This window comes from Streptomyces sp. BF23-19, from assembly GCF_041106355.1.
GTDB classification, from domain to species: domain Bacteria; phylum Actinomycetota; class Actinomycetes; order Streptomycetales; family Streptomycetaceae; genus Streptomyces; species Streptomyces virginiae_A.
This window is the reverse complement of sequence record NZ_JBGBPT010000028.1, coordinates 72,179-90,619: the sequence shown is the minus strand read 5'-3', so window position 1 is coordinate 90,619 and position 18,441 is coordinate 72,179. Positions and strand designations below refer to the sequence as shown.

The 18,441-nt window shown below is 70.5% G+C and carries 18 protein-coding genes and 1 pseudogene; 5 read left to right on the top strand and 14 right to left on the bottom strand.

Going from position 1 to position 18,441, the window contains the following annotated elements; all coding sequences use genetic code 11:
• From AB8A24_RS18095 to AB8A24_RS18070, 6 genes and pseudogenes are all read right to left on the bottom strand, one after another.
• Window positions 1-793: pseudogene (locus AB8A24_RS18095) on the bottom strand (5,6-dimethylbenzimidazole synthase); the annotation flags it as partial.
• Between the two features lie 273 nt (window positions 794-1,066).
• Window positions 1,067-2,266, bottom strand: a complete 1,200-nt coding sequence (gene cbiE, locus AB8A24_RS18090; protein WP_266389429.1) for a precorrin-6y C5,15-methyltransferase (decarboxylating) subunit CbiE — start codon at window positions 2,264-2,266, stop codon at window positions 1,067-1,069.
• Between the two features lie 102 nt (window positions 2,267-2,368).
• Window positions 2,369-3,058, bottom strand: coding sequence for a GNAT family N-acetyltransferase (locus AB8A24_RS18085; protein WP_369476584.1), 690 nt, complete (start codon window positions 3,056-3,058; stop codon window positions 2,369-2,371).
• 236 nt (window positions 3,059-3,294) lie between these two features.
• The gene (locus AB8A24_RS18080) at window positions 3,295-4,161 is read right to left on the bottom strand and encodes a MetQ/NlpA family ABC transporter substrate-binding protein (protein ID WP_328964026.1); all 867 of its coding nucleotides are present in this window, start codon (window positions 4,159-4,161) and stop codon (window positions 3,295-3,297) included.
• Window positions 4,162-4,255: 94 nt separating this feature from the next.
• On the bottom strand, window positions 4,256-4,924 hold the full coding sequence (locus AB8A24_RS18075) for a methionine ABC transporter permease (protein WP_030723533.1): 669 nt from the start codon (window positions 4,922-4,924) through the stop codon (window positions 4,256-4,258).
• Window positions 4,921-5,976, bottom strand: coding sequence for a methionine ABC transporter ATP-binding protein (locus AB8A24_RS18070; RefSeq protein WP_030723531.1), 1,056 nt, complete (start codon window positions 5,974-5,976; stop codon window positions 4,921-4,923). Before AB8A24_RS18070 ends, AB8A24_RS18075 begins: the two co-directional genes overlap by 4 nt.
• A gap of 557 nt (window positions 5,977-6,533) precedes the next feature.
• On the opposite strand from AB8A24_RS18070, the gene AB8A24_RS18065 reads away from it, so the two are divergent.
• Together AB8A24_RS18065 and AB8A24_RS18060 are read left to right on the top strand one after the other, a co-directional pair.
• Window positions 6,534-6,902, top strand: coding sequence for a hypothetical protein (locus AB8A24_RS18065; protein ID WP_328964024.1), 369 nt, complete (start codon window positions 6,534-6,536; stop codon window positions 6,900-6,902).
• 79 nt (window positions 6,903-6,981) lie between these two features.
• Window positions 6,982-7,371, top strand: coding sequence for a hypothetical protein (locus tag AB8A24_RS18060; RefSeq protein WP_328966049.1), 390 nt, complete (start codon window positions 6,982-6,984; stop codon window positions 7,369-7,371).
• Here the strand turns inward: AB8A24_RS18060 and AB8A24_RS18055 are convergent.
• The 3 genes from AB8A24_RS18055 to AB8A24_RS18045 all read right to left on the bottom strand — a co-directional run bounded on the left by AB8A24_RS18055 (window position 7,361) and on the right by AB8A24_RS18045 (window position 9,714).
• On the bottom strand, window positions 7,361-7,867 hold the full coding sequence (locus AB8A24_RS18055) for a GNAT family N-acetyltransferase (protein WP_030723525.1): 507 nt from the start codon (window positions 7,865-7,867) through the stop codon (window positions 7,361-7,363). The genes AB8A24_RS18060 and AB8A24_RS18055 overlap by 11 nt on opposite strands.
• A gap of 37 nt (window positions 7,868-7,904) precedes the next feature.
• Window positions 7,905-8,465, bottom strand: coding sequence for a sigma-70 family RNA polymerase sigma factor (locus AB8A24_RS18050; protein ID WP_078851415.1), 561 nt, complete (start codon window positions 8,463-8,465; stop codon window positions 7,905-7,907).
• Between the two features lie 73 nt (window positions 8,466-8,538).
• Window positions 8,539-9,714: a glycerophosphodiester phosphodiesterase gene (locus AB8A24_RS18045; RefSeq protein ID WP_266389447.1), complete on the bottom strand. Its 1,176-nt coding sequence runs from the start codon at window positions 9,712-9,714 to the stop codon at window positions 8,539-8,541.
• A 294-nt stretch (window positions 9,715-10,008) separates the two neighbouring features.
• Between AB8A24_RS18045 and AB8A24_RS18040 the strand changes: the two genes are divergently transcribed.
• Window positions 10,009-10,638: a lysophospholipid acyltransferase family protein gene (locus AB8A24_RS18040; RefSeq protein ID WP_328964022.1), complete on the top strand. Its 630-nt coding sequence runs from the start codon at window positions 10,009-10,011 to the stop codon at window positions 10,636-10,638.
• A 12-nt stretch (window positions 10,639-10,650) separates the two neighbouring features.
• On the opposite strand, the gene AB8A24_RS18035 is transcribed toward AB8A24_RS18040, so the two are convergent.
• The 3 genes from AB8A24_RS18035 to AB8A24_RS18025 all read right to left on the bottom strand — a co-directional run bounded on the left by AB8A24_RS18035 (window position 10,651) and on the right by AB8A24_RS18025 (window position 14,298).
• On the bottom strand, window positions 10,651-12,126 hold the full coding sequence (locus tag AB8A24_RS18035) for a membrane-associated oxidoreductase (protein WP_369476580.1): 1,476 nt from the start codon (window positions 12,124-12,126) through the stop codon (window positions 10,651-10,653).
• Window positions 12,127-12,205: 79 nt separating this feature from the next.
• The gene (locus AB8A24_RS18030) at window positions 12,206-13,750 is read right to left on the bottom strand and encodes an MFS transporter (protein ID WP_369476579.1); all 1,545 of its coding nucleotides are present in this window, start codon (window positions 13,748-13,750) and stop codon (window positions 12,206-12,208) included.
• Window positions 13,747-14,298 (bottom strand): helix-turn-helix domain-containing protein, encoded by a 552-nt coding sequence (locus AB8A24_RS18025; protein ID WP_328964019.1) that lies wholly within the window; start codon window positions 14,296-14,298, stop codon window positions 13,747-13,749. The genes AB8A24_RS18030 and AB8A24_RS18025 overlap by 4 nt, the downstream gene beginning before the upstream one ends.
• Window positions 14,299-14,388: 90 nt before the next feature.
• Here AB8A24_RS18025 and AB8A24_RS18020 point away from each other — a divergent pair, with 90 nt between their 5' ends.
• Both AB8A24_RS18020 and AB8A24_RS18015 read left to right on the top strand, forming a co-directional pair.
• Complete coding sequence (locus tag AB8A24_RS18020) at window positions 14,389-14,916, top strand: HAD domain-containing protein (RefSeq protein WP_328964018.1); 528 nt, start codon at window positions 14,389-14,391, stop codon at window positions 14,914-14,916.
• Between the two features lie 179 nt (window positions 14,917-15,095).
• A complete protein-coding gene (locus AB8A24_RS18015) occupies window positions 15,096-15,515 on the top strand; it encodes a hypothetical protein (RefSeq protein WP_266389460.1) in 420 nt (139 codons plus the stop codon).
• A 65-nt stretch (window positions 15,516-15,580) separates the two neighbouring features.
• On the opposite strand, the gene argH is transcribed toward AB8A24_RS18015, so the two are convergent.
• Complete coding sequence (gene argH, locus AB8A24_RS18010; protein ID WP_266389462.1) at window positions 15,581-17,008, bottom strand: argininosuccinate lyase; 1,428 nt, start codon at window positions 17,006-17,008, stop codon at window positions 15,581-15,583.
• Window positions 17,009-17,154: 146 nt separating this feature from the next.
• Window positions 17,155-18,348, bottom strand: coding sequence for an argininosuccinate synthase (locus tag AB8A24_RS18005; RefSeq protein ID WP_030765556.1), 1,194 nt, complete (start codon window positions 18,346-18,348; stop codon window positions 17,155-17,157).
• Window positions 18,349-18,441: the final 93 nt, after the last annotated feature.

Genomic DNA, 18,441 nt, shown 5'->3' with positions numbered 1-18,441 from the left:
GCTCCACGGGGGTCGCGACGGGCTCGGTCCCCGCCTCGGCCACCGGCTCCGGCGCGCCGGCCGGCTCCGGGGTCCACGGGGCGCCGGCCTGCGGCGGGATCTCGGCCGACGGGGCGGCGACGGCCGGGGCGGGCTCGGCACGGATGTCCAGGTACTCGGGGCCCATGGTCGGGGGGCCCGCCTGCGGGAACGGGGTGGGCGCCGCCGGGGTGCTCACGGCGGCCATCGGGGCGGCCTGGGCGGGCGCCGCGGCCGGGCCGCGGTCGGCGAGGGACCGTACGACTCCGCCGTTGGCCTCGGGCACGGCCGGGCCCATGTGCAGGGGACGCCGCAGGGGAGCCGCGGGGGCCACCGGGGCCGCCGGCGGCGGGACGACGAGCCCGCCGAGGTCGAGCGCGCCGGAGTCACGGCCGCCCGTCTCGTGCGCGCCCGCGCTGTAGCCGCCGTCGGGGAACACGGGCGGGGGGAACTCGGTGTACGCGGCCGGGGCCTCGGAGTAGGAGGGCTCGGCGGCGTAGGGCTGGTCCGTGTACAGCTGCGGCTCGCCGAGCTGGGGCGCGGGGAAGGCCGGGGCCTGCGGGACGACCTGCGGGTCGCTCCAGGCACCCTGGCCGCTCGGCATCAGCAGCAGTTCCTCGTCCTCCGGCTCGGCCGGATCGTCCATGAGGTCCTGGAAGGCGTAGCCGGCGGGAATCGGTGCCGGGATCTGGACCGGAGCGGGGACGCTCTGCTGATCCACCATGCCCGCGTTGTCCGGGAAACCCTCGCCCGGGACCTGGCCGGTGTCAGTCATGCTTACCCCTCGCCCATCGGTTTTGCCTCTTCGATCGCCCGGTCGCCCACGAGGCCGCCGAGCGGTTTGCCTGCGGGGTTGCGGTGCGACGAGCTCGTCTCGCATGCGCCGGCACGACAACCAGTAAGCATTGTCGCGCCCGTCGGCCACCGTGGCGGCCATAACCGTCACGGTCCTCTGTGGACTGCGCCACGTCGCGCGTCCAGGCGGTGTCGCGATGCCCGAATCGTCCGAAGCAGTACGACGATCGGCCAGCCTACCCCGGCCCTCGTCTCAGCGCGTGGTGGGGCGTTCCGCTGCCAGGAGGAACACCACGGAACGGTCCTGTTCGGCCCAGGTCCGGGTGTCCAGACCGACGGACTGGAGCAGTGCGCACTCGACGGCGTATCCGTGTTCGGTGAGTGCCCTGCCGATCGCCTCCGCCTCGTCGCGGGTGGAGGCGTGGCTGACGATCCGTTCGGGGCGGCGTTCGGCGACGGCCGCGACGACGGCGGCGCCGCCACCGCCGACGCGGACGACATCGGGTTCGGGCAGGTTCTCCAGTACGTGCGGTGCGCGTCCGGCGACGGCCTGGAGCTGCACTCCGCGCGTGCGGGCGGCGGCAGTTATGCGGTCGCAGGCGGCCGGGTCGGCGTCCACCGCGATGACGGCGGCGCCGAGGGCGGCCGCGTCCACGGCCACGCCGCCGGATCCGGCGCCGATGTCCCACAGGAGGTCGCCGGTGCGCGGGCCGAGGCGGGCGAGTTGGGCGGCGCGCAGTTGTGCGGACTCGCCTTCTCCCGTGTCGGTCTGCGGCCTGGCCCAGCCGCGGTCGGTGGACCGGGCGGCGCTCTGGCCGAGGAGCCAGCCCGCGTCGGCGGGGGCCGGTCCCCCGCCGCCGATGACGATGACGACGTTCGGGTCGCGCCAGCTGTGGTCGGCGGCCTTGTCGGAGGTGAGGACGCTCACCTGCTCCCGGTCCGTGCCGAGTTCCTCGCAGACGACGAAGGTGCGGTGAACTCCTTCGAGGAGCAGTGCGAGTTCCGCGGGGCCGGCGCCGGGTGAGGTGAGGACGGCGACCTTGGCGTGGGCGCGGCAGACGTTGACCGCGCGGCGCAGGGTACGGGGGTGGGCCACGACGACCTGGGCGTCGTCCCAGGGCATGCCGGCGCGCGCGAAGGCGGCGGCGACGGAGGAGACGGCCGGGACGACCTCGACCTCCAGGCCGTGCTCCGGGGCGCGCAGGATGCGTACGGCGCCGAAGAAGCCGGGGTCCCCGTCGGCGAAGACCACCGCGGTGCCTCGGTGGCCGGCGATGCGGCGTGCGGCGAGGCCGACACTGCCCAGGCGGATGCGCTCCGCGGTGGGCGGTACTTCGGGAAGGGCGAGGTGGTGCGCGGCGCCGGCCACGAGGGTGGCGGCGGAGAGCGCGGACCGGGCGCCCGCGGTCAGGGGCGAACCGTCCCAGCCGATCACCGTGACCCGGTCGGCCATCGTCGTCAGTCTCCTGGTCTGGCGGGGGCGCCTCCCCGCGGTGGCTGGGGGGAGGGCGAAGTTTCGTCGGGGCGGGCACGGTGAGACTACCCGGTCATGGGTTCAGCTCCAGTCGGCACCGACGGGGTGGCCGTGCGCGTCGGCACGCTGCGGGAACGCGGTGCTGCGGGCGTATCCGTCGTAGCTGTCGTAGCTGTCGTAGCCGTCTCCCTCGTCGAGGTCCTCGGGGACCAGGCTCCAGACGATGAGGTCGGTGCGGGTGTCGGTCCAACCGCCGTCGGCCGTCTGCGTACGCACTATCCACGCGTTGCGCAGGACGCCCTCGCTGATGCAGCCGATCTTCTGGGCCACCTGCTGCGAGGCGGTGTTGTCGGCGGCGGTGCGCAGTTCGAGGCGCTCGAACCCCTGGTCGCGGAAGAGCCATTGGGCGACGGCCAGGACGGATTCGCTGGCGTAGCCCTCGCCGCGGGCCCAGGGGGCGGTGACGTATCCGACCTCGGTGGCGCGGGTGTGCCAGTTGGTGCTCTGCAGGTGCACGATGCCGACGAGTCGCTGGGTGAGGAACTCGGTGACGGCGAAGACGATGCCGCGGCCCTCGGTGCGTTCCGTGTGGGAGTGCCGGGTGGCCCAGGCGTGCGCCTCGGCGGGGGTGTAGGGGTGGGGCACTCCGGTCCAGGCGGTGACGTGCTCGTCGTTCATCATCTCGGTCAGCGCGGTGACGTCCTCTTCCTCGAAGGGGCGCAGCACCAGCCGGTCCGTGCTGATGGTGACGTCCGGGAAGGTGGTAGTCATGCGCAGCTCCATGCCTGAGACCGTGGTGCGACCGTGGTGCGATGCGACCGCGGTGCGGGACCGTTCGTGCGGGACCGTGCGTGCGGTTCGTAGGCCACAGCATGCAGCATCGACCGGGTGATGTGCAGGGCCGGGTTGCCCGGAAGCGGGCAGAGCTCGGCCCCGCGCGCCGTCAGGTGCGTGCGGGGCCGAGATTCATGACCGGTTCGGGAGGAACCGGATCACGAGGTACCGGTTCAGGAGGTGGCCGGGGCGCCGAAGGCCGGGATGACCGAGCCCTGGTACTTCTCCTCGATGAACTTCTTGACGTCGTCGGAGTTCAGCAGCTTGGCCAGCTTCTGGATCCGCGGGTCGTTCTGGTTGCCGTCCTTGACCGCGAGGAAGTTGGCGTAGGGGTTGCCCTCGGCCTTCTCCAGGAGCAGCGCGTCCTTGGCGGGCGACAGCTTGGCCTCCAGGGCGTAGTTGCCGTTGATGATCGCGGCGTCCACGTCGTTCAGGGCGCGCGGGACCGTGGCGGCTTCCAGCTCCTTGAACTCCAGGCCCTTCTTGTCGGTGATGTCGGACAGCTTGGCGCTGGTGCCGACACCCTCCTTGAGGGTGATCAGGTTGTTCGCGGCGAGCAGCTGGAGCGCGCGGCCCTCGTTGGTGGTGTCGTTGGGGACGGCGATGGTCTGGCCGGCCTTGATGTCACCGATGGCCTTGATCTTCTTGGAGTAGAGACCGAGGGGTTCCAGGTGCACGTTCACGACGGGCACGACGTGCGTGTTGTTCTTCTTGTTGAAGTCGTCGAGGTACGGCTTGTGCTGGAAGTAGTTGCCGTCGACCTGGCCCTGCTCGGTGGCGGTGTTCGGCAGGACGTAGTCCGTGAACTCCTTGACCTCCAGCTTGAGGCCTTCCTTGGCCGCGAGCTTGTCCTTGACGAAGTTCAGGACGTCGGCGTGCGGGCTCGGGGAGGCCGCTATGACGAGGGGCTTGCTCTCGTCGGCCTTGCCGCCGTCGGCCTTCGCCGAGGACGGGTCCGAGGAGCTGCCGCAGGCGGTGAGGCCGAGGGCGAGCGCGGTGGCCGTGGCGGCGAGGGCGGTGAGCTTGATGTTCTTACGCACGAAGAGTGCCTTTCTTGCTGAACAAGTACCGATGACTTGCTGGTGGTGGCCCAAGCACGACAAGTGCGGGCTCTGCGAGGGGTGGAAAGTCTTCTCAGGCGGTGCGGCCGCGGCGGGCGAGGAGGCGGACCACGCCGTCGCCGAGCAGCTGGATCACCGTGACGAGGGCGATGAGGACCACGACGGTGGCGATCATGAACCCGGTCTCGAAGCGCTGGAAGCCGTAGGTGATGGCCTTGGATCCCAGCCCTTCGCCGCCGACGGCGCCGGCCATGGCCGAGTAGCCGACGAGGGTGATGACGGTGGTGGTGACACCGGCGACCAGGGAGGGCAGGGCCTGCGGGAGGAGCACCTTGCCGACCAGGGTGGGGATGCCGCCGCCCATGGACTCGACGGCCTCGATCAGGCCATGGTCCACCTCGCGGACGGCGGTCTCGACGAGGCGCGCGAAGAAGGGGACGGCGCCGATGGCAAGCGGGACGATCATGGCGGTGGGGCCGATGAAGGTTCCGACGACCGCGGTGGTGACCGGGATCAGGAAGATCAGCAGGATGATGAACGGCAGCGAGCGGCCTATGTTCACGATCACGCCGAGGACCTTGTTGAGCGGCTGGTTCTGCAGCAGGCCGCCCTTGTCCGTGAGGACCAGCAGGATGCCGATGGGCAGGCCGCCGAGCACGGTCACCAGGGTGGACCACAACACCATGTACAGGGTGTCGTAGGTGCCTTGGGTGAGCAGGGGCTGCATTTCGGACCAGGTCACTTGGCACCATCCTTGACCAGCGCGGCGAATTCGGTGTCGACGTCTTCGGCGCCTTCGACGATGTCGACCTGGAGGCCCTGCTCGCGCAGGAAGCCGACCGGCACGACGTTGTCCTCGTAGCCGCCGGGCAGTTCGATGCGCATGCGGCCGATCTGCCGGCCCGCGACGGTGTCCATCGCGGCGCCGAGGATCGAGATGTCGATGTTGTACGTGCGCGAGAGCTGCGAGATGACGGGCCGGACGGCGGCTTCGCCGTGGAAGGTGACGTCGACGACCGTGCGGTCGGGGCCGGTGGCGGTGCCGGTGACCGGGAAGAGTTCGCCGGCGAGCTCGGATCCGGGGGTGGCGAGGAGTTCGGCGACGGTGCCGGACTCGATGATCCGGCCGTTCTTCATCAGGGCGGCCGAGTCGCAGACGGTCTTGACCACGTCCATCTCGTGCGTGATGAGCAGCACGGTGAGGCCGAGCTGCCGGTTGAGGTCACGCAGCAGCCCCAGGACGGAGCGGGTGGTCTCGGGGTCCAGGGCGCTGGTGGCCTCGTCGGACAGCAGCACCTTGGGGTCGCCGGCCAGGGCGCGGGCGATGCCGACGCGCTGCTTCTGGCCGCCGGAGAGCTGGGTCGGGTAGGCCTTGGCCTTGTCGGCGAGGCCGACGAGGTCGAGGAGTTCGAGGGCCTTGCGGGAGCGCTCGCGGCCGGAGACCCCGAGGATCTCCAGGGGCAGCTCGACGTTGCCCTGGACGGTGCGCGAGGACAGCAGGTTGAAGTGCTGGAAGACCATGCCGATGCGGCTGCGCGCCTCGCGGAGCTCCTTGCCGGCGCGGCGGCCGCGGCCGGCGAGGGCGGTGAGGTCGACGCCGTCGACGGTCACCGTGCCGGTGGTGGGGCGCTCCAGCAGGTTGACGCAGCGGATCAGGGAGGATTTGCCTGCGCCGCTCTGGCCGATGACTCCGTACACCTCGCCCTCACGGACGTGGAGATCGACGCCGTCCAGGGCGGTGACCTCGCGGCCACGGGACTGGTAGACCTTCGTGAGGCCCGATGTGGTGATCACAGGATTTCCGTCGCTGTCGTGTGCGCGGCGCAGCGGGGTGCCGGCACGGGGCAAACAATCTGGGGACGCGATACGGGACGAACCGTCAGAAAACGATGAGGTCGACGCGTGCGCGGGGCATGGACGAGCCGTGCTGTTCATCAGGGGACGAAGCACTGGCGCGACTGGTCTCGCTTCGGGGCGCGAGACTCAGGAGGGGGCCCTCAGAAGGCGCACATTCGACACATACAACGAGCACCGGGCGTCATCGTCGCCTCGGTCGCAAGGGTGCGGCTGCTCGTCGTGGTCATGGGCCCCAGTAAACCAGACCTATCCCCTGACCGATCAACGATGTCCGAATAGCGGACGTCATTCGACCACATACCGGACGACACCGAACACGGCCACCCCGCCCCGGCACGGCCACCTCGCTGCACTGACCTGCGCCGACAGCGATGTAGAGGCCCGTACGGCCGGCTCCCTTCGGGGTGCGGCCACCGGGCCCGCTGTGGTCAAGACCACGGTCGGGACACAGGGGTGCGCGCATCGGGTCTTTCGGCCCGTAATACCCTCGCTGCATGCTCGACGCCTTGACGGTCGCCATCGGCGTGGCCGCACTCGCCCTCGCCGCCTGGTGCGGCCACGCCGCATGGCGGGACCAGCCGACCAAGGACTGGCATTTCATCGGTATGGCCGTCGTGACGGTGCTGGTCCTGGCGCAGCTGGTGATCGGTCTGGTGATGCTGGCCCAGGGCGAGAAGCCCGACGAGGGCACGGTGATCTTCGTGGCCTACCTGGTGGGCGCGTTCGCCGCGGTACCGGCGGCCGGGATGCTCTCGCTGACCGAGCGGACCAAGTGGGGATCGATCACGGTGGCCGCCGGCGCCGTCGTGCTCGCCGTCCTCGAAGTACGGCTCTACGACATCTGGGGAACCACCGGTGCCTGACTCCGACACGACGAACGACACCGACACCGACACCGACACCGACACCGGCGCCACCGCCACCGCCGCCGGTCACAAGCGGCTGGTCTCGGGGCCCGGTCTGCTGCTGGTGTGGCTGTACGGGGTGATGGTGGTGGGCGCGGTCTCCCGCTCGGCCTTCCAGATCTCCACCGAGTTCGACCGGGCGCCGCTGCCGTACTCGCTGTCCGCCGTGGCCGCGCTGGCCTACGCCTTCATCACGTACTCACTGGTGCGCGGCGGTGAGCGGGCCCGCAAGGCGGCGCTGGTCTGCTGCGCCGCCGAGCTGGCGGGCGTGCTGGCCGTGGGGACCTGGACCCTGGTGCGACCCGAGTCCTTCCCCGACACGACCGTGTGGTCCCAGTTCGGGATGGGCTACCTGTTCATCCCGGTGATCCTGCCGATCACCGGGATGCTCTGGCTGCGCAAGCGCGGAGAGGCGACTACGCGCTGACCGTGAAGTCGGTCGGGTCCTTGGCTTCCTTCTCCAGGATCACCAGCTGGACGCCGTCGGACGCCGTGCGGCCGCCGACCTTGACGTAGCCGGCCTTGCGGTAGAGGCGCAGGTTCGACTCGCTCTTGTGCCCGGTGTGCAGGCGGAAGCGGGTGGTGTTGCCGGGGCTCGCCAGGGCCTCCTCGACCGCGCGCAGCAGGCGCGCCCCGAGACCGTGACCCTGCAGACGCGGGTGCACACAGAGCTTGGCGATCTTGCCCGTGCCGTCCTCGTCGACGTTGCCGCGCACGGTCCCGACGATCTCGTCGCCGAGCCGGGCCACCAGGACGGTGTCCGTCGCCAGCTCGCCCTTGAGGGAGTCCAGTGACTGGGTGAGCGGCTGGATGAGGTAGTTGCCGTAGAGCTCGGCCTCCCGCTGGAAGGCCAGGTACTGCAGTTTGAAGATCTGCTCAGCGTCCTCGGCGGCCGCCGCCGAAATGGTCACGCTCATGCCCATGTGCGCATGCCTCCAGCTCACCTGGTAGCCCGTTGGTCTACCGCTCCTTTCCCCGCAGGCCAGGAGCCGCAACCTCTGCAGCCAGCATTCTGCGCAGACATCCCAGGCAACGGGAACGGACGGGCCCCAAACTTCCTTGTGAGATACCCAACTCTCCTGCGATTTCACGGTAAGTGAGGTCTCTGGGCGAAAGAAGTGCCTTCATCAGCTCGGGACAGCGTCCGGGCAACCGGGCGACCGCCGATCGGAGTGCGCGGTTCTCCTCGCCGTGCAGGAGGGCGTCTTCCGGTTCGGCCGCGGCGGCCGCGCCGGCCGGTGTGCTCCCGTCCACCGAGTGCTGGCGGTGCCCGTACGGGACCTCGCGGCGGGCCCGGCGGCGGGCGAGGCGGGCCTCCGCCCGGACAGCGCGGCGCAGCCACCGCGCCGGCTCCGCGGGTTCGGCCGGATCGGGGGCGTGGCGGCCGCTCTCCAGCAGCCTGACCCAGACGGCTTGTTCCAGGTCGGCCGCGTCCACTCCGGTGCCCGGGGCCTCCGCGGCCGCCTCGGCGGAGAGCAGCGGGCCGAGCTTGTCGACGTAATCAGCCTTCAGCAGGTCCATGCCGGGCGGGACGAGCGGGCCGGGTCGGACGGTTTCCCCGCCGGGCCCGGCCCACTCGTACGGGAAGCGGCGCTCAGCGGTTGACGGGGCGTCGGCCCGGGCGGAAGGCCTCCGCCGCGAGCAGTCCGGTGTCCGGGTTGTCGGTGAAGATCCCGTCGATGCCCTGTTCGAAGTAGGTCCGGAAGGCGCCGAGGGCGTTCCCGTACGCGGCCGGGTCGGTGCCCCTGCGGTATTCGGCCGGCAGGAAGCTGTTCTCGTTGCGGGCGGTGTAGGGGTGCAGCAGCAGCCCGCGGGCGTGGGCGTCCTTCACCAGGGTGGTCGGTGCGCCGAGCTTGCCGGCGGCGTCGCGCGGGAGGATCAGGTCCATGGTCGGGCCGATGCCCTGGGCGAAGCCGGCGATCCACTTCAGGCCCTCGGGCTTGACCAGGTCCGCGACCGTACGCGGGTCCTTGGCCAGTTCGAAGTCCCAGGGGCGGGTGTCGGCCGCCGACAGCAGGACCACGCGGGGCGCGGAGACCAGTCGGGAGAGCCGCTGGATGCTGGAGGGCTCGAAGGACTGGAGGAAGACGGCGGCGCCCCGTCCGTCGCGCCCGTAGCGGCGCAGGAGCTTGGCGAGGGGCTCCTCCAGGCCGAGGCCCAGACCTCGGAAGTAGCTGGGGTGCTTGGTCTCCACGTGCAGCCACACCCGCCTGCCGCGCCGCTTGCCCTCGCGGTCGGCCCAGCGGAGCACCTCTTCGAAGGTGGGTACGGCCCACTGGCCGTCGTAGAGGGTGTTGCGCTGACGGACGGCGGGGATTCGTTCCTTCGCGCGCAGGGTCCGCAGCTCGGCCAGGGTGAAGTCCTCGGTGAACCAGCCGGTGACCGAGACCCCGTCGACGGACTTGGTGGTCCGCCGGGAGGCGAACTCGGGGTGCTCGGCGACGTCGGTGGTCCCGCCGATCTCGTTCTCGTGGCGGCACACCAGATGGCCGTCGCGGGTCGGTACAAGGTCCTGCTCGACGACGTCGGCACCCAGGTCGAGGGCGAGCTGGTAGGAGCCGATCGTGTGCTCCGGCCGGTAGCCGCTGGCTCCGCGGTGGCCGATGACCGTCGGGTAGGGGAGGTCCCGGTATCCCCCGTCGCCGCGTCCCTCGCCGTACCCGCCCTCGGCCGCGGCGGCGGAACCCGCCGTGAGTCCGGTGATCCCGGTCCCCGCCGCCAGGACGGCCGCCCCCAGGACCGTGCGCCGCGCTGCTCCACCCTGTGTCATGAGTGCCCACTCCTCGTCGTGAACGCCGTGTCGCGCCCCGCGATCGGCGTGCAGATGGTAGGCAAACGGGGGTGGCCGAGGAGCGTGCGCCGAGGGATCGTCCGGGGAACTTGGCGCAAACGTGCGTCAACACTCTGTATCCGACACGTGAACCCGATGTGCGCTCCGACCTGACCCGCGAGTATCGTCCTCACCTGCGCTACCGCCGTGTGGTGGGTGCGCGAACCGCTTTTCGATGCCGGAGGGCCCACGTTGTTCCGTACGAAGATCATCAAAGCCGCTGTCGGACCGGTCATGCGCATGATGTTCCGCACCCGCGTGGAGGGCATCGAGAACATCCCCGGCTCCGGTCCGGTGATTCTGGCGGGCAACCACCTCACCTTCATCGACTCCATGATCATGCCGCTGGTGTGCGACCGCACGGTCCACTTCATCGGCAAGGACGAGTACGTGACCGGCAAGGGCATCAAGGGCCGCGCCATGGCCTGGTTCTTCACCGGCGCCGGCATGATCCCCGTCGACCGTGACGGGGCCAACGGCGGCGTCGCGGCCCTGATGACCGGCCGCCGGATCCTCGAAGAGGGCAAGATCTTCGGCATCTACCCCGAGGGCACCCGCTCCCCCGACGGCCGCCTCTACCGCGGCCGCACCGGCATCGCCCGCCTGACCCTGATGACCGGCGCCCCCGTGGTGCCGTTCGCGATGATCGGCACCGACAAGCTCCAGCCCGGCGGCGCCGGCATGCCGCGTCCGGGCCGGGTCACCGTCCGCTTCGGCGAGCCGATGGAGTTCTCCCGCTACGAGGGCATGGACCGCGACCGCTACGTGCTGCGCGCCGTCACCGACTCGGTGATGGCCGAGGTCATGCGTCTCTCGGGCCAGGAGTACGTCGACATGTACGCCACCAAGGCGAAGGCCGCCTGACCCGGGCCACGCCTACTGACGCTGGAGTGACCGGCTGACGCCCGCCGCCGTGGTGGTGGCGAGGATCCAGCCGGTCACGATCAGCACGTACGACAGCCACTGGTGCCAGCCGCCCGGTGCGAAGGCCGCCTCCTGGCCGAAACTGACGATCGGCACCATCAGGTCGATCGTGTAGAAGACCGCGTTGAAGTCCGGGGCCTCCCCCGCCTTCAGGGCGCGCGGCGGGTCGATTCCGTATGCGATCGACCCGGTCATCAGCAGGGCCGTCAGCCAGCCCGCCGCCCGTAGCGGCCGGAAGCCGTAGCCGACGGTGGCGTCCTGGAGCAGCCCCCACGCCCGGGCGGCCCGGGGCAGGGTGTGGCGGTGCCTGCGCAGCTTCGCGAGCTGGACGGTCCGGGCGGCCGCCTCGTCGCCCGCCGTACGGTAGGCCGCCGCGAGCTGTTCGTAGGCGTACGTGAGGTAGCCGGACTCCTCCCGCTCCAGGGCGGGCAGCCGCTGCTCGGCGGGGAGGTGCGGGGCCAGGGTGCGGTAGGTCAGGCCGTCGATGGCGATCCGCTCGGGCCAGACCCGCGGGTCGATGTGGAGCAGGTCGACGGTGGACCGGCGCAGGTTCACATCGCCGCGGACCGGGTCGCAGCGGCGCAGCCACAGCTCGCCGATCGCGCAGCTGGAGGCGCGCAGGGCGGTCCCGTCCGGGTTGGCGAGGTCGGAGCGGGTGAGGTTGACCTGGCCGGGTATCCGGGAGCCGGTGAGGTTGACCATGCCGCGGGCCTTCATCCGGTGCGCGCGCAGGTCGGTGCCCACGGTCAGGTTCTCGGCGTGCAGGGCGATCCGGCCTGGGGCGAGCAGCTGGGCGCCGTCGAGCTGGATCTGGCCGCCGACGGTGGCCCCGTTGAGGCGGAGCTGGCCGTGCACGGTCAGGTCGTTCGCGATGATGTCGGTGTCGACCTCGACGTGGTTCAGCTGGAGCGGGGGCTCGTCCGCCTCCTCGCCGGCCGTGGGGCCGATCACGGCCCCGTGGAGGAAGAGGCCGCCGGCTATCTTGGCGCCCTGCAGCCGTACGGGTCCGGCGATCCGGCAGTGGGAGAGCCGCAGGACCACTTCGACGCGCAGCGTGGAGGCGGTCAGGCCGGGCAGGGTGGAGTAGCCGAGGACCAGGGCGCGCAGCTGGGCCCCGTACACCAGGGGCTTGCGCTCGAACCAGCAGTCACGCAGGCGGATGGGGTGGTCGATGACGGCGTAGCGCAGGTCGAGCTTGCCCACGATCTTCGCGCCCTTGACCTTGAGGCCGGGGACCCGACCCTGGACGACGGGGCAGGCTCCCAGCAGGATCGCCCGCAGCACCTCGGCGCGCAGGGTGCGGTCGGGACCCCAGTCGGCTCCGTCGACGGAGCTGTCCTCGGGGGCGGCGCGGAAGTCGACCCCGTCGCCGCGCGGGAAGGCCTCCCAGACGCGGCGTTCCGCCGGGGTAAGATCGTTGATCTCCATCGCCGGGATGGTGTCCCGCGGCTCGACCAGCTGTCAACTCCGGCCGGAACAGCATCCCTTGACCGGATGCGCCGACCTCTCAGTGCTCGACGCCCTCCTGGAGCCGCTGGCCCTTCAGCAGGAACCAGGCGGCCACGGCGGTGGCCAGCAGTACGGCCGCGCCGACGCCGGAGGCGAGCCGCAGCCCGTCCACGAAGGCGTCCTGGGCGGCGCCCACCATCACCTGGGCGGTGTGCGGGTCCAGTGTCCTGGCGGCCTCGACGGCCCCGCCGAGGGATTCGTGCGCGGCGTCGGCGACCGGGCCCGCGACCGAGGCCGGGGCGGTGAAGCTCTGGTAGACGCCGGTGACGATGGAGCCGAGCAGGGCGATGCCGAGGGCGGCGCCGAGTTCGTACGCCGTCTCGGAGACGGCGGAGGCCGAACCGGCCTGCTCCTTGGGGACGCTGGAGAGGATCACGTCGGCGGTGACGGTGAAGGAGAATCCGGCACCGAGGCCGACGACGAGCAGGGCCGCGCCGAGCAGCGGGTAGCCGCTCTCCTTGTGGATCAGGGTGAGCACGGCGAGGGCCAGGCCGATGGCGCCGAGGCCGCCGGTCACGATGGTCCGTACCGAGTACCGGCGGGCGTACCGGCCCGCGATCAGGCCGGTGACCACCGCGCCGATGGCGGCGGGCAGTTCGGCGAGGCCCGCCTCCAGCGGGTCGCGGCCCTGGACGAGCTGCAGGAACTGGGAGAGGAAGAAGACCAGTCCGGAGAGGCCGAAGACGGTGAGCAGGTCGGCGAGGACCGCGCCCGAGAAGCCGCGGTGCTTGAAGAGCCGCATGTCGAGCAGCGGGGACGGCAGGGCGAACTGGCGGCGTACGAAGGCGTACAGGGCGCCCGTGCCGAGTGCCGCGGTGGCCGCGACCTCCCAGGTGACGCCGTGGGTGGCGACCTCCTTGACGGCGTAGACCACGCTGATCACGCCGACGAGGGAGAGGCCGACGCTGACGAGGTCCCAGGGACCGGCGACCGGGTTCTTGGATTCGGGAAGCAGCTTGATTCCGACGACGACCAGGGCGATCATCACGGGGAGGTTGATCAGGAAGACCGAGCCCCACCAGAAGTGCTGGAGGAGGGCTCCGCCGACGACCGGGCCGACGGCCGCGCCGGCCGAGGCGGTGGCGCCCCAGATGCCGATCGCGAGGCTGCGCTCCTTGGGGTCGTGGAAGATGTTGCGGATCAGCGCGAGGGTGGACGGCATCAGGGTCGCGCCGGCCACGCCCAGCAGGGCCCGGGCGAGGATCATCATCTCGGGGCTGCTCGCGTAGGCGTTGAGCACGGACACGGCACCGAACGCGGCGGCGCCGGTGAGCAGCAGCTTCTTGCGTCCGATGCGGTCACCGAGGCTGCCCATGGAGACCAGGAGTCCGGCGATGACGAAGGAGTAGATGTCGCCTATCCACAGCAGCTGGGTGCCGGACGGCTCGAGGTCCTCGGAGAGTGCGGGGGTGGCGAGGCCGAGTACGGTCGCGTCGACGGCGACCAGCAGCACGGCGAGCACCAGCACGCCCAGGGCGAGCCAGCGGCCGCGGCTTTTGGTCTCCGTCCCGATCGGGCTGTTCAGGTGCTGGGTCGTGCTCATTTCTCCACACTCCGTCTGGCGCCACCGAGCAAGAGCTCGATGATCATGTACTGGAAGTCCTTGGCGGCGACCCGGCCGTCCATCACGGCCCAGGCGCAGGTGCCGACGAGGCCGTAGAGGGCCTCTGTGAGCCATGCGGGGCTCAGGTCGATCCGGATGTCGCCCTCTTCCTGGCCGCGCCGGAAGAGCGCGCCGACGCGGGCGTCGAGCCGGGCCCATCCCTCGTGGACCTCGTCGCCCTCGAAGAGCTGGTTCTCGGTGACGAGGAAGGCCAGCAGTTGGGCATTGGGTTCGGCCTCGGCGACGAGGCGTCTGAGCGCCTCCACCGCCGTGCCCTCGTCGAGGCGGGCGTTGTCGAAGGCCACCTCGAACTCCCGGATGCCGAGTTCTTCGAGGGCCCGCACGAGGGCGTCGCGTCCGGCGAAGTGCCGGTGGAGGGTCGCGCGCCCGATTCCGGCGGCGCGGGCGACCTCGTCCATCGTGGCGGTCGACTTGCGGGAAAGCAGGGCGGCCGCATCGCGGAGCACCTGGTCACGATCCATGGCCATGAGACAAGCATACCCCGAATGAGACGTCACTGTCTCATTCGATCGAAAAATGAGCTGCCCTCGGGGCAGCCGGAAGGGAATCCTGCCGCGATGAGGCCACTCCTGCTGATCGACGTCGACGGACCGCTGAACCCCTACGCGGCCAAGCTGCAGCGCCGCCCCGAGGGCTACCGGACCCACCGGATGCGCCCGACGGGCTGGACGGAGGCCGAGCAGGCCAAGCCCCTGCGGGTTTGGCTCAATCACGACCACGGGGCGGAGCTGCTCGCCCTCGCGGAGGTCTACGAGCTCGTCTGGGCCACCACGTGGAAGGACGAGGCCAACGACTGGATAGGCCCACACCTGGGGCTGCCGAGGCTTCCCTTCATCGACTGGCCGGTGATGCACGGCCGGGCGCCGCGCGGCACCTTCTGGAAGACCCAGTACATCCTCGAGTACGCGGGCGAGCGACCCTTCGCCTGGATCGACGACGACATCACGGCGATGGACCGCGAGTACGTCGACCAGCGCCACCCGGCGCGGACCCTGCTGATGCGCATCGACGAACGGATCGGGCTGGTCCGCGCGGACTTCGACGCTCTCGCCACATGGGCCACACCGTCACCACTCGACTACTGATGGTGATTCGATCATGACTACCCGTGTTCATCGGGCTGATGCGGACTGTGATCATTTGGAGTGACCGGGCCCCGGAAGCCTTCCCCCGCCGACCCGGAACACGGGAGTCTGCTCTCCAGTGAGCCCTTACCCGGGGCGGGTTCACCTGCACGTATTCCGTCATCGGCAGGGAGAGAACCATGAACGCATCACGGAAGCTGGTCATCGGGGCCGCTGCGCTGGCACTGACGGTCGGCGGCCTCGTCGCCGTGTCCTCGGCGTCCGCCGAACCCAGGGAGGCACGGCAGGCCGCGGCGGTCACCACGGCCTGGGCGAAGGTGGCCGCGAACGGTCAGGTCCTGGGCGGGCAGGGCATCACCGGGATCAACAAGTTCGGCATCGGCCGCTACAACATCACCACGTCGTCCGGCCTCAACGGGTGCGCCCTCCTGGGCACCATCAACACCAACGGCGGGAACGACCCCGGGCCGGGCAGCTCGTCCATCCTGGTCGGGCAGGTGAACGGGAACACCCTCTTCATCCGTACCGCGACGCCGTCCCAGCCCGGCAGTGCCGCCGTGGACAGTGACCGGCCGTTCTCGATCAACGTCGTCTGCTGATACCGCGACATGCCGGAGGGGCGGTGGGGGCCGACGGGCTCCCACCGCCCCTCCGGGCGTGTCCGCTACTGCTTGTGAGCCGCCCAGGCGTGCTGGATGACCAGGTCGGCCTTCAGCTCGGTGAGCTGGGTGGCGACCGCCGACGGGGCGGTACCGCCGCGACCGTCGCGCGAAGCCAGGGCGCCCTTGACGTTCAGGACGGTCCGGACCTCGGGGGTCAGGTGCTCCGAGATCTTCACGAACTGCTCGTCCGTCAGCTGGTCGAGCTCGATGCCCTCGCCCTCGCAGACCTTGACGCACTCGCCGGCCACCTCGTGCGCCACCCGGAACGGCACGCCCTGCTTGACCAGCCACTCGGCGATGTCGGTGGCGAGCGAGAAGCCGGCCGGGGCCAGCTCCTCCATCCGCTCCCGGTTGACGGTGAGGGTCGCCATCATGCCGGTGAAGGCCGGCAGCAGGACCTCGAGGGTGTCGCAGGAGTCGAAGACCGGCTCCTTGTCCTCCTGGAGGTCCCGGTTGTACGCCAGGGGCAGCGCCTTGAGCGTGGCGAGCAGGCCCGTCAGATTGCCGATGAGCCGGCCCGACTTGCCGCGCGCCAGCTCCGCGATGTCCGGGTTCTTCTTCTGCGGCATGATCGACGACCCGGTCGAGAAGGCGTCGTGCAGCGTCACGAAGGAGAACTCCTTCGTGTTCCAGATGATGATCTCCTCCGCGATCCGGGACAGGTTGATCCCGATCATCGCGGTGATGAAGGCGAACTCGGCGACGAAGTCGCGCGAGGCCGTGCCGTCGATCGAGTTGCCGACCGAACCCCGCTCGAAGCCCAGGTCGGCGGCGACCTGCTCCGGGTCCAGGCCCAGCGAGGAGCCGGCCAGGGCGCCCGAGCCGTACGGGGAGACCGCGGTCCGGGTGTCCCACTGGCGCAGCCGCTCCGCGTCCCGGGACAGGGACTGCACGTGGGCGAGTACGTGGTGGGCAAAGAGCACCGGCTGCGCGTGCTGCAGGTGGGTCCGGCCCGGCATGGCCACGTCGTGGTGCGTCTCGGCGAGGCCGACCAGCGCGTCCTGGAGGTCGGCGATCAGGCCACCGATGATCCGGCCGTGGTCGCGCAGGTACATCCGGAACAGGGTGGCCACCTGGTCGTTGCGGGACCGGCCGGCGCGCAGCTTGCCGCCGAGCTCGGCACCGAGCCGCTCCAGCAGGCCGCGCTCCAGGGCGGTGTGCACGTCCTCGTCGGCGATGGTGCCGGTGAACGAGCCGTCGGCCACGTCGGCCTCCAGCTGGTCGAGTCCGGCGATCATGCGGTCGAGCTCTTCGGCCGTGAGCAGGCCGGCCTTGTGGAGCACGCGTGCGTGGGCACGGGAGCCCGCGATGTCGTACGGCGCGAGGCGCCAGTCGAAGTGGACCGACGCCGACAGCAGGGCCAGCGCCTCCGAAGGACCGTCGGCGAACCGGCCGCCCCAGAGCCGGACGTCACCCTTGTTGCTGCTCACAGCTACTGCTCCTCAAGACTGCATGGCTTTGACTGCTGGTAAGGCTCCGGGGGGCCCACTCGGCCTGGACGGCCGGCACGGCTCCGGATGTGCAACCGCCTCCCCGCCGCGGAGCTAACGGGGAGGCGGTCCGAACTGCTGGTCGGTCAGGCGAGGTCGCGGCGGGCCGCGATCTTCGAGGAGAGACCGAAGATCTCGATGAAGCCCTGGGCCTTGGACTGGTCGAAGGTGTCGCCCGAGTCGTAGGTCGCGAGGTTGAAGTCGTACAGCGACTCGTCCGACTTCCGGCCGGTGACGACGGCGCGGCCGCCGTGCAGGGTCATCCGGATGTCACCGGTGACGTGCTGGTTGGCCTCGTTGATGAAGCCGTCCAGGGCGCGCTTGAGCGGGGAGAACCACAGGCCGTCGTAGACCATCTCGCCCCAGCGCTGCTCGACCTGCCGCTTGTAGCGGGCCAGCTCGCGCTCGACAGTGACGTTCTCCAGCTCCTGGTGGGCCGTGATCAGCGCGATCGCACCCGGGGCCTCGTACACCTCACGGGACTTGATGCCCACGAGGCGGTCCTCGACGATGTCGATCCGGCCGATGCCCTGGGCTCCGGCACGGTCGTTGAGCTGCTGGATGGCCTGCAGCACGGAGACGGGCTTGCCGTCGATGGCGACCGGGACGCCCTCCTTGAAGGAGATGACGACCTCGTCGGGCTCACGCGGCAGGGCCGGGTTCGAGGTGTACTCGTAGATGTCCTCGATCGGGGCGTTCCAGATGTCCTCCAGGAAGCCCGTCTCGACGGCGCGTCCGAAGACGTTCTGGTCGATGGAGTACGGGGACTTCTTGGTGGTCGCGATGGGGAGCTGCTTCTCCTCGCAGAAGGCGATCGCCTTGTCCCGGGTCATCGCGTAGTCACGGACCGGGGCGATGCACTTGAGGTCCGGGGCGAGGGCGACGATGCCCGCCTCGAAGCGGACCTGGTCGTTGCCCTTGCCGGTGCAGCCGTGGGCGACGGTCGTGGCGCCGTGCTTCTTGGCGGCGGCGACCAGGTGCTTGACGATGGCCGGCCGGGAGAGCGCCGAGACCAGCGGGTACCGGTCCATGTAGAGGGCGTTCGCCTTGATCGCCGGGAGGCAGTACTCGTTGGCGAACTCGTCGGAGGCGTCGGCGACCTCGGCCTCGACCGCACCGCAGTCGAGCGCGCGCTTGCGGATGACGTCCAGGTCCTCGCCGCCCTGGCCGACGTCCACGGCAACGGCGATGACCTCGGCGCCCGTCTCCTCGGCGATCCAGCCGATGGCGACGGAGGTGTCCAGGCCGCCCGAGTAGGCGAGTACGACGCGCTCGGTCACGGGTTTCTCCTTACGGTGCATTCAACGACAGGCATAACTATGCACTACTCCGTATGTTTCGTCAATCGGGCCTCGCCGAGGCGCCTGACCAGT